The 10242-nt window shown below is 67.6% G+C and carries 13 protein-coding genes and 1 pseudogene; 12 read left to right on the top strand and 2 right to left on the bottom strand.

What is annotated here, in order from left to right:
• Positions 1–97: 97 nt before the first annotated feature.
• The 11 genes and pseudogenes from AC2VOU_RS08560 (at position 98) to AC2VOU_RS08610 (ending at position 8385) form a co-directional block, all read left to right on the top strand.
• The gene (locus tag AC2VOU_RS08560; protein ID WP_486956989.1) at positions 98–721 is read left to right on the top strand and encodes a DUF1643 domain-containing protein; all 624 of its coding nucleotides are present in this window, start codon (positions 98–100) and stop codon (positions 719–721) included.
• The gene (locus AC2VOU_RS08565) at positions 718–1128 is read left to right on the top strand and encodes a hypothetical protein (protein ID WP_486956990.1); all 411 of its coding nucleotides are present in this window, start codon (positions 718–720) and stop codon (positions 1126–1128) included. Before AC2VOU_RS08560 ends, AC2VOU_RS08565 begins: the two co-directional genes overlap by 4 nt.
• Positions 1125–2864, top strand: coding sequence for an SNF2-related protein (locus AC2VOU_RS08570; RefSeq protein WP_486956991.1), 1740 nt, complete (start codon positions 1125–1127; stop codon positions 2862–2864). The genes AC2VOU_RS08565 and AC2VOU_RS08570 overlap by 4 nt, the downstream gene beginning before the upstream one ends.
• Positions 2861–3520: a hypothetical protein gene (locus AC2VOU_RS08575; protein WP_486956992.1), complete on the top strand. Its 660-nt coding sequence runs from the start codon at positions 2861–2863 to the stop codon at positions 3518–3520. The genes AC2VOU_RS08570 and AC2VOU_RS08575 overlap by 4 nt, the downstream gene beginning before the upstream one ends.
• Positions 3517–3849, top strand: coding sequence for a helix-turn-helix domain-containing protein (locus AC2VOU_RS08580; RefSeq protein ID WP_486956993.1), 333 nt, complete (start codon positions 3517–3519; stop codon positions 3847–3849). The genes AC2VOU_RS08575 and AC2VOU_RS08580 overlap by 4 nt, the downstream gene beginning before the upstream one ends.
• The gene (locus tag AC2VOU_RS08585) at positions 3842–4162 is read left to right on the top strand and encodes a hypothetical protein (protein WP_486956994.1); all 321 of its coding nucleotides are present in this window, start codon (positions 3842–3844) and stop codon (positions 4160–4162) included. Before AC2VOU_RS08580 ends, AC2VOU_RS08585 begins: the two co-directional genes overlap by 8 nt.
• A gap of 531 nt (positions 4163–4693) precedes the next feature.
• Positions 4694–5983, top strand: a complete 1290-nt coding sequence (locus tag AC2VOU_RS08590; RefSeq protein ID WP_486956995.1) for a hypothetical protein — start codon at positions 4694–4696, stop codon at positions 5981–5983.
• Positions 5984–6048: 65 nt separating this feature from the next.
• A pseudogene (gene dnaB, locus AC2VOU_RS08595) lies at positions 6049–7395 on the top strand (replicative DNA helicase); the annotation flags it as partial.
• A 40-nt stretch (positions 7396–7435) separates the two neighbouring features.
• Positions 7436–7669 carry a type II toxin-antitoxin system Phd/YefM family antitoxin gene (locus AC2VOU_RS08600; protein WP_486956996.1) on the top strand — a complete coding sequence of 78 codons (234 nt, stop codon included), beginning with the start codon at positions 7436–7438 and terminating at the stop codon, positions 7667–7669.
• Positions 7666–8109, top strand: a complete 444-nt coding sequence (locus AC2VOU_RS08605; protein WP_486956997.1) for a type II toxin-antitoxin system VapC family toxin — start codon at positions 7666–7668, stop codon at positions 8107–8109. The genes AC2VOU_RS08600 and AC2VOU_RS08605 overlap by 4 nt, the downstream gene beginning before the upstream one ends.
• A gap of 60 nt (positions 8110–8169) precedes the next feature.
• Positions 8170–8385 carry a hypothetical protein gene (locus AC2VOU_RS08610; RefSeq protein ID WP_486956998.1) on the top strand — a complete coding sequence of 72 codons (216 nt, stop codon included), beginning with the start codon at positions 8170–8172 and terminating at the stop codon, positions 8383–8385.
• 45 nt (positions 8386–8430) lie between these two features.
• On the opposite strand, the gene AC2VOU_RS08615 is transcribed toward AC2VOU_RS08610, so the two are convergent.
• Positions 8431–8682, bottom strand: a complete 252-nt coding sequence (locus AC2VOU_RS08615) for a MerR family transcriptional regulator (RefSeq protein WP_486956999.1) — start codon at positions 8680–8682, stop codon at positions 8431–8433.
• Positions 8683–8901: 219 nt separating this feature from the next.
• On the bottom strand, positions 8902–9435 hold the full coding sequence (locus tag AC2VOU_RS08620) for an Imm61 family immunity protein (RefSeq protein WP_486957000.1): 534 nt from the start codon (positions 9433–9435) through the stop codon (positions 8902–8904).
• 208 nt (positions 9436–9643) lie between these two features.
• Here AC2VOU_RS08620 and AC2VOU_RS08625 point away from each other — a divergent pair, with 208 nt between their 5' ends.
• Entirely contained in the window at positions 9644–9985 is a 342-nt protein-coding gene (locus tag AC2VOU_RS08625; RefSeq protein WP_486957001.1) for a hypothetical protein, read from the top strand.
• Positions 9986–10242 lie beyond the last annotated feature (257 nt).

Genomic DNA, 10242 nt, shown 5'->3' on the forward strand with positions numbered 1-10242 from the left:
CCGCAGTTTCGGCGGCGGGTCCCGCAACGCGCGCTCGCGTCCACAGCCTGCTCAAACCGCCTGATTCACCGTTGATTTCGTAGAAGGGAGGCGTGTCATGACGTTGATGCTGGATCTGCATATGCCTTCGTGGACGCACACCCGCGGCGATGCGGAGTTCTCCGCGGACCGCAGCTACCGGTACTGGTTGACCCGGCGGTGGGGACCTGGACCCGCGTTGATGTTCGTCTCGCTGAACCCGTCGGATGCCGACGAGCACCGTGACGACCAAACAACCAAGCGCGACAAGGATTTCGCCAAGCAGTTCGGTTATGACGCGGTGACGTTGCTCAACTTGAGTGCCGCGGTGATGACCGACCCCACGGGGCTGGCGCGGTTGGCGGATCCGGTGGGCCCGGACAACGACCGGCATCTGGATCGTGAGGCCGCGCGCCACGACGTGATCGTGTTCGCGTGGGGCTCCAACGCCGATCCGGTGCGGGCGCGGTCGGTGGCCACCCGGCTGTGGAACATCTGCCGGCGCACCGGCGGGACGGTGGCGTGCCTGGGGTGGACCGCCGACGGTCAGCCTCGGCATCCCTCGCGGCTGTCGAAGAAGACCCCGCTGTCGCCCTTGACTGCGGCGGCGCATCTGGATTTCGTCGACGTCGACCCGCGGTGGGCGCATCTACTGACCGACACCGATGTCCTCGGCGCCGACGCGGCGGGGCCGCTGCGGTGAGCGCCCCCAAAGTTTCGCCGACGGCGCACGGCGATGCCGGGGTGCTCGCCGATCGCATCGTGGCGGCGCTGTCCGGGCGGATCTATCGCGCGGCGCGCGAGGTGGCCCTGCAGGACGGTATCGAACAGGTGCTGCGCGAGAACCGGTTTCGCGTCGAGAGGGAGTTTCGGCTCTCGCCGCGTGACCGGCCCGACTTCCTGATCGAGGGTTGCGTGGCCGTCGAGGTCAAGATGCGGGCCCGCGGGTCGGCGGTCTTGTCACAGCTCGCGCGTTATGCCAGTCATCGGCGGGTGCGCGCGATCGTGGTGGCCACGCCGCGGTTGTCGTCGCTGTCGGGGATGCCCGGTGAGATCCTCGGGGTGCCGGTTCGCGGGGTCGCGCTGCCAGGTCCGGGGCTGTCGCTGTGACCGCGCGGGCGGTGGGCCGTTACCGGTGGTTGCCGGCGGGCATGTGGGAGATCGAGGCGACCCCGGATGTGATGATCCGGATCAAGCGGATCTTCCCGCGCGTGGATGCCACCACGCGGGGCACCGTCACCTTGAGCGCCACTCTGGAAGTCGCCCGTGATCTGGAGTGGCTGACCGACCGGTGGCCGATGAGCGCGACCGTGCAGGACCGGCGCCGGCTGCGGAGTCTGGCCGCCGAACACCGGCAAGCCGAGAGCAGGGTCGCCCAGGTGCTGGGCGGTGAGCCTCTGGCGGCCGGCGGCGGTCCTGGGTGGGTGTCCCCGTCGATCCCGCTGCGCGGCTACCAGCGCGCCGCGCGTGATCTGGTGTGGGCCACCGGCGGGGTGCTGGTCGCCGACGAACTGGGGATGGGTAAGACGTTCACCAGTCTGGCGCTGCTGGAGCAGCCGCAGGCCCGCCCGGCACTCGCGGTCACCCTGACCGGGGCGATGCCGCGGCAGTGGCGTCGACAGCTCAAGACGTTCTATCCCGATCTGACATCGGTGGAGGTCCGTAACGGCCCGATTCATTCGCTGCAGCGCCGCGGCCGGACCGCCGACCTGATCGTGATGAACTACGCGAAGCTCGCCAAGTGGCAACACCACCTCAAAGGTGTTGTGAACACAGTCATTTTCGATGAAGTGCAGGAGTTGCGGCGCGAGGAGTCCGACCGGTACAAGGCCGCGGCAACGATCGCCGGTGCTGCGAGTTTTCGGACGGGTTTGTCGGGGACACCGGTCTACAACTACGGCGGCAGTGAGATCTACAACGTCGTCGACGTGCTGCGTCCCGGTGTGCTGGGCAGCCGCCAGGAGTTCGCCCGCGAGTGGTGCCACAGCTCCGGGTTGGACACCAAGACACAGGTTTTCGAGCCGCTGGCGTTGCGGTCGCATCTGATCTCACAGGGCCTGCTGCTGCACCGCACCCTCGACGAGGCCGGTATCGAGGTTCCGCCGGTGGTGACGATCGAGCAGTCGGTGCCCTCAGATCCTCGGGTTCTCGCCGAGATCGAGGGCAACGCGGTGGCGTTGGCGCGGTTGATTCTCGATCAGTCGGCCAATCCGCGGGAGCGGTGGACCGCGGCCGGACAGTTCGACTGGATCATGCGGCAGCACACCGGCATTGCGAAGGCGCCGTTCGTCGCCGACTTCGTGGAGCTGCTGCTGCAAAGTGAACGCCGTGTGGTGCTGCTGGGGTGGCATCACGCCTGCCACGACATCTGGGCCGAGCGTCTGAGCCGGCACAACCCGGCCATGTACACCGGCCGCGAAACCAACAACCAGAAGGCCCGCTCGTTGGCGGATTTCATCGCCGGCCGCTCGCGTGTGCTGATCATGTCGCTGCGCTCGGGAGCGGGTATCGACGGTCTGCAAGAGGTGGTGCGCACGGTGGTGTTCGGTGAACTCGACTGGTCGCCGGCGCCGCACAAGCAGGCCATCGGCCGGGCGAAGAGGCCTGGCCAATTGCACCGGGTGCGCGCCTACTTCTGCATCACCGACGAGGGCTCCGACCCGGTGATGCTCGAAGCGCTCGACGTCAAAAGCATGCAGGCGCAAGGACTTATCGAAGGCGGCGAACAGGCTTCGGTCGCCGCGCCCGAACGGGTCACCCCGGAGCGTTACGACCAGATCAAGCGAGTCGCCGCGCGCTACCTGCATGCGGTGAGCCGGGACGTGCCCGTGGGGAGGACAGCATGAGCGCCGCGATCGACTACGACCGGCACCGGTTCGCGATCGGGGCCGCCATGTCGGGGTGGGGGTATCACGCCATCGACCTGGAAGCGATGGCTCCACGGGCCGACAGGGCACCGGCGGACGTCTTCTCGCCGTGTGGTGCGCGGGTCCAGCCGGTGCGCAAGTTCGGGCCGTTCACCTACGACAACCGGTGGATCAAACGGCTGCGCTGCGAGCGGTGCAGCTGGGTGGTTGCCCTGAACCGGGGCACCGTCGAGCAGGAGATCGAGCTGTACGCCGCCGACGCCGGCGGAGACGCCCGCGGCCGGCTGCTGCGGGAGATCTTCACCTCGATCCTGGCTGACGCCGCCCCCGGCCCCGACGCGCAGGCCGGGCATCGTTCGGACCTGCTGGCGCACGCCGCGCGGCACCGGCCCGTGATGACCGTGTGCGCTTCGTGCGTCGACGCAGGCTGCTCCGCCGCCCACGGGCCGGCGGTGTCGCGGTGCCCGCACGCGGTGGTGGTGTGTGAGGAGTGCTCGTTCACCGCCGGGTCGTGGGCTGGGGAGTGGGAGGGCGTCACCACCGGTGAGTGCGTGGTGACCTCCCCGTGCTCGGTGCTGCTCGCTCTGGCCGATCACTACGGCGTCGCCGCGCGCGGGCGGGAGCAGCGCCGGTGATCGCCAACAATCCGCGCCTGGCCGACGTCGGGTCGCAGGCCAACCGGGACAAGGCCGCCGCGGCGGGACGCACGCAGGCCGTGTTGGCGCGCAGGGCGTTGGAGAGGCTGCGCCGTCAGCGGCCCAGCGCGCACCGGGATCGGTGGATCGAGGCTCTGGAGCATCGGATCAGCAACCCCGACGGCTCGCTGGCCGACCTCGGTCAGACGATGACGCCGCCGATGACCAAACACGCGTACGCGGCGCTGCTGCGCCGTGCGCTGCGCGGCGGCGGGTTTCCCGGCGCCGAGGACCCGGACGACAGGCAGGGGAGGCGTCGCGATGGTTAAGCGCTGGGTGGGTCGAGTCGCGGTCTGGTGGTCGCGTCACGGTCAGTCGCCGCTGATGGTGGCTATCTGTGTGGCGGCGTGGCTGTCCTGCTTCATCTGGTCACTGAGCGGTAGCACCTGGTGGGCGCCGGCGCTGAGCGTGATCGCCGCGGTCATCGGGGTCGCGGCCGCCCGCAGGCGCCGGCGGGCTCAGCTGGCTCGCCAGCAGCGGGCTCGGGCCACCGAGAACCTGATCAACCGCGAGATCGCGACGTCGTTGACCGATGAGGCCCTGGCCTGGGCCGTGCACACCTGGCGGCGGCGTTACCTGTGACAGCTGTGACAGGTGGCAATTCCTGCGACATACCCCCTGGTGGCGCTGGCAACGCCGTCGCGGGGTCGTGTCGATCCAAGATCACCGGCCAATGGCGTGGTCGGATGGACGGTAACGACTCGGTAAAGGAGGTCTAACAAGCACATCTAACCGTCTCGCGCCAACGAGACGACTCACAAATCAATAGCGGGATTAGAGGACACAAGCCCCCCGAGGGGGATGTGGGAATCAGAAGAAGTTCTCTCCTCGGAGCGCCAACTCCGAGCCTCGCGAGATCCGAAGCGCCAACTTCGATTCTCAGGTCCTGCATAAACAAGTGGAGAACACCGTGGAAGGTAGTTCTCAGGGTAGCGCCTACCCTGGACACAGATCAACACATCTGACCGGGGTTTCGCCGTTACATCCCGTGACCTGCGACAAAGCAGGAACCTCATGGGCGTGTCGCGGAGCCCGAAACCCCCGTAATTCGCTTTGCCAGAACCGGCGGCGGAGCGCGTTTTCCGTTGCCGGAGCCGTGCTCGGGCGCCGGCGATGAGGGCCGGCAAGTCGACGCCGAGAGAACGCGTCGAATTCGGCGACGCCGCTGCCGTCACCGAGCGAGTCCGCTCGCACGCCGCCAGCTTGGGGCTGCGCGGCGCCCCACGCTGGGTCCTGGCGGCCGTTCTCGCCATGCTGTGCGCCGGTACGTGGTCGAAGATCACCGACGACCGGATGCGCCTGAGGCAGCTCGTCGACGAGATCACCGCCGCCGGCGGCCGCCGCTACGACCTCAAGACGATCGGCCGCGCACTAGCCGCCCTGGCCGCTGACGAACTGATCGTCTACCGGCCCGCACAGGGCCGCGGCAGGCGTGCCTACATCGCGATCCACGGCCAATTCGTCGGCGACGTCGACGTCCTCGAACGAGACGCTGCCGGGCGGGTAATCGTCGACTACAGCGGCCGTTCCGAGCCCGAATCCGTCACCTTTTCCGAGCCGCGTCCTTATATAGACCAAACGAAGTACCTCCCTACCCTCCGCACCAGCACGCAGCGCGAGACGTCTCGACCGACTGAGGTGAAGGTTCCCACCGGAACACTCAAAACCGTCATGGACGGGCTGCCCGAGCCGATGGCCAACCTGCCCAAGCACCTGCGGTGGAAGCTCGGAAGCGAGATCCTGCAACGGCTCAAGCGCGGCTGGCGTGCCGAGCAGCTCCTCGACGTGCTCACCGCCGAAATGCCCTCCGACGTGCAGCGGCCCTACAAACTCGCGGTCTGGCGGTTGGAGCGCAACGTCCTCGGCGCCGGACCGGAGTTGCGCCCGCTCCAGCAGGCCTGGGACGCCCAAGCTGCGGCGAGCGCCCGTGCCGAAGCCGAGGACACCAAAGCGCGTCGCTACGCCGACCTGGCCGCGGTAACCAGCGCCGACGTGCGCGAGAAAGCGCTACGGGCCAGCGCGGCGACGTTCAAGCGGCCGGTCTCTGACCCGATGGCCGCCCTCGCCGTGGTGGCCCGCCGGGCGGCCGCCAAATTCCCGCAACTGTCGCTGGGCGAAGCGTTGGCGCGCTGGTCTGACGACGTGCTCGCGGCCTGCGATCCCGAACCCGAAACCGCTGCGCCGCAGCCGGTTCCGGCGGTGACGTCGCTGAGCACGGATCTGCTGATGGATCTGGCGATCAGCGGTGGGTGCAGCTGCGTGATGTGTGGCTCTGACCGCGGCGTTCGCCGGCTGGAGCTGCCCCTGAAATCGCTGGTGTGTGACCTGTGCTGGCCGCACGTCGCCGCCGATCTAGCAGCCGATGACGACCACACCGAACTCGAGGAGGCGATTCCGGCATGACCGATCTCGACGAGGCACCCACGCGCACCCGCCGGCGGTCGGCGCCCGAGCCGTACACCGATCTCGACGACGGCCGCCAACCGCCGCAGGATCTGGCCGCTGAGCAGTCGGTGCTGGGTGGGATGCTGCTGAGCAAGGACGCGATCGCCGACGTGCTGGAGAGGTTGCGGCCCAACGACTTCTACCGCCCCAACCATCAGCAGATCTACAACGCGATCCTGGACCTGTTCGGCCAAGGTGAGCCTGCTGACGCGGTGACGGTGGCCGCCGAACTCGATCGACGTGGGGTACTGCGCCGCATCGGAGGTGCACCGTATCTGCACACGCTGATCGCCACGGTTCCCACCGCGGCCAACGCCGGCTACTACGCGGGCATCGTCGCCGAGAAAGCCGTGCTGCGCCGCCTGGTGGAAGCCGGGACGCGCGTCGTGCAATACGGCTATGCCGGCGCCGACGGCGCCGACGTGGCCGAGGTCGTCGACCGGGCCCAGGCCGAGATCTACGACGTCACCGAAGACCGCGCCAGCAACGACATGGTGGCCCTGGAAGATCTTCTGCAGCCCACCATGGACGAGATCGACGCGATCCAGTCCGGCGGCAACCAGTCACTCGGAGTTCCGACCGGATTCGCCGATCTCGACGAGGTGACCACCGGGCTGCACGGCGGGCAGATGATCATCGTCGCGGCCCGGCCTGGGCACGGGAAATCAACGGTGGCACTTGACGTTATGCGTTCCTGCTCGATCAAACACGGAATGGCCAGCGTCATCTTCAGCCTGGAGATGAGCAAGTCCGAGATCGTGATGCGGCTGCTGTCGGCCGAGGCGCGGATCAAACTCGCCGACATGCGATCGGGACGGATGAGCGACGACGACTGGACGCGAATGGCCCGGCGGATGGGGGAGATCACCGAGGCGCCACTGTTCATCGACGACTCGCCGAACCTGACCATGATGGAGATCCGCGCCAAGGCCCGCCGGCTCAAGCAGAAGACCGACCTGCGGTTGATCGTGGTCGACTACCTGCAGCTGATGACCTCCGGTAAGCGGGTGGAGTCACGTCAGGCCGAGGTCGCGGAATTCTCGCGCAGCCTCAAGCTCATGGCCAAGGAACTCGACGTCCCGGTGGTCGCGATCAGCCAGCTCAACCGCGGCCCCGAACAGCGGACCGATAAGACGCCGCAGCTGTCTGACCTGCGCGAAACGGGTCAATTGGAGCAGGATGCGGACCTGGTGATCCTCATCAACCGCCCCGATGCCTACGAACGCGACAGCCCCCGCGCCGGCGAGGCGGACCTCATCCTGGCCAAGCACCGCAACGGCCCGACGAAGACGTGCACCGTCGCGTCCACCCTCCACATGGCGTCCTTCCGGGACCTCGCACGGGACCTACCAAGGAATTCGCACTATTAAGACTAGTGCGACTGGGCCGAATGAGAGTAGGATGGGTGGCGTGAAGTCGATCAGTAGCACCGAGGCCAAGGCGCGCCTCAACTCGATCCTGACCGAGGTGCAGAGCACCGGCGAGTCGGTCACCATCACCAATCACGGGCGGCCCGTCGCCATCCTCTCGCCCGCACAGGAACGGCCTCGCACCTTTGGCCAATTGCCGAACCTGGTGGTGCCAGGGGATTTCGACGACCCACTGCCGGCCGAGGAGCTTGCGGAGTGGGAGGACACCCAGTGACCGCCTATCTGCTCGACACCCATGCCGTGCTCTGGCTCGTTTCCACCCCGGACAGGATCACCGACACCGTGCGTGATGCCCTGGCCGATCAGCGCAACGAACTGCTGGTCTCGGCGGCCTCGGCGTGGGAGATCTCCATCAAGACCCGCCTGGGTCGGATCGACGGCGGTCCCCTGTTGTCGGCATGGGATGACACGCTGACGGCGATGAACGCCACCAGCCTCGACATTCAGTCTGGTGACGCGATCGCCGCCGGACAGCTCGGATGGGACCACAAGGACCCGTTCGACAGGATGCTCGTCGCCCAGGCGTTGCGCCGAGGGCTCACCATTGCGACCGACGACGAGCAGATCAGCAGTAGGGCACTCACCGCCGTGCTTGCGTTGACAGGCAGCAGCCGCCGGGCACGGGGCACGGGAAAGCGGCGGACCAGAGAGTAGGGACTGCTGCACATCAGCAGTGCCGACGCATGAAATGCGTGGCAAGACAGGAGAGTTGAGATGGCAACGTACGGATGGTGTGCTCAGCGTGTTGATCACGACGGCCGATATGACCACGTACGGCAACCGGAGTGCCGCGACTTCGTGTCCGACGCCGAGCACACCGCCCAGCTGAAGGCCGAGGCGGTTGACCATGACCGCAAGACGGTGCTCCGATACCCGAACGGCGCCGACAGTCCCGCAGCGGCGTATGTCGCGGAGTACCGCCCGTACTGACCCGCGCCGATCCGACTGTGCGGCACTTCGGGCGCCGTCTGAGCCTCACTCGCCGGCGGAGCCGCCACGATTGCGCGCCCGGATCTCCTCAGCCAGCTCCACGGCGCGCTGCAGTTGCTCACCGGAGTACAGGCGCCCCGCGGCGGTGTCCGTGCACGGGACCAGCTGAGAGATCACCGGCTGAGGGAGCCCGCACGCCGCGGCGACGTCCTTGATGGTGAACAGCTCGGACGGGGAGCGCGAGGCCGGCGCGGCGCGGCGCAACGGCACCACCACAGCGTCGCCATCGTCTCCCACAGATTCGACTCTAACCGCGCCCCACTAAGGCGGTGCGCACCTCTTCCCGGCGGGAGCACCGGCGACACCGTGGTCACCGAACACAGTTTGGCCGCACCGGTCGGGCGACCCCGGTGGAACGCCCGAAAACATCTGCAAATGACGTTCTTTGGGCGTCGCGAGGAGGATGTCGACGGCGAACGATGATGCACGGTGAATCACCGGCGTGGGCGCTCGCCGCTAGACCGCTCGATAGCGGCCGTTGAGCAGAAGGGGAGAACCCACGCCGTTCAGAAACGCCTGTCTGAGGTCGACGATCGACCATCCGAGCAAGTGGGACAGCGGGACGAGAGCCAGCAGGCTCAGTGTCGGATCCGGCGCGGCGGCGACCGGCCCCCGGCCGGGGCGAGACAGCGTGCGGTAACCGCGCGCCATCCCGCTGAGTTCAAAGCCGGGGGCCAAATCTTCAGGGCTGTACGGCAGTTCGAGGAACGGCAGCTCCAGATCGTCTCGAATGTCGTCGGCGAACAACCCGAGGAGATAACGCTCCAGGACCTCGATGTCAGCCACGAACAGCAGCGGCTCCTCGACGTCACTCTCGTCGGTCTGGGTCAGTTCGAGGCGGTTGGCGCCGCGCCGGCGGACGTAGTACCGAGTCGAGACGCCGGCCTCCGAGCGCAGCTGAATGTCGCCCCTCACGTCGGTTGTGGTGACGTAGCGAGCGCTGCGCGCCCACCCCACCACGTCGGCGCTCAGCGTCGGCGGCGCGGACATGGGCTGACTCGGCGTTGACGGTCCACGCCCAGCGCGAGGGTCATGGGGCAGAGTGCTATCGGAGCAGGCCATGCCGGGAGTGTTCGCTTTCTCGCAGGGTGCAGTCGACATGTCGCCGGGGTCGTCGGCTCCCCTCCGGCGCGGGGATCTTTGCGGCGTTCCTGGAAGGCTAGCTAGCCATCACCGACTACCGGGAAGCCCGTCACCCATGCCGACTCCGAAGCTGACCCAGGACCAGATCGCCGAGCTGCTCCGCCGCGCCGGCCTCGACCCGGCTGCGTGGAACCTGGCCGGTATCGCCGAACGCACCAATGCGTGGATCGCCGACAACCACGCTGAACTCACCGACCCCGAAGTCAAAACCTGGAGTGCCCAATTGCAGGCCCAGCAGTACGAGGAGTTCGGTCACCTGGCGGCGGTCGACTTCTACGAACAGTGCGTGATCGAGACCGGCCTCGACAGCGCGCCGTGGCGAGCCCTGCAGAGCCGTGTCGATGCGGGGGAATTCGACACCTGGGATCCGGTCTGGTCCGCACCCCGACCCATGTAACCCGCGCTTTTAGCGCCAGCGCGTGTGGACCGATCGACGGTGTCCACATCAGCTGCTACTGTCCGGGCATTTGCGCCTGATGACCCACCACTTGCTCTGTGCGGCACATCTATTCACGCGCCCGGTGTCGACGTCGACACGCTCCTGATCGAAGGGAAGCAACCGCTCATGACCCTGCTCGACGACATGCCCACGCGCAGTGGTGCGCACAGTACCGACGCGGCGTCGCCGCCGACGATGCCGCAGGCCGAGGAGAA

It is taken from the genome of Mycobacterium sp. TH-M25, from assembly GCF_057473665.1.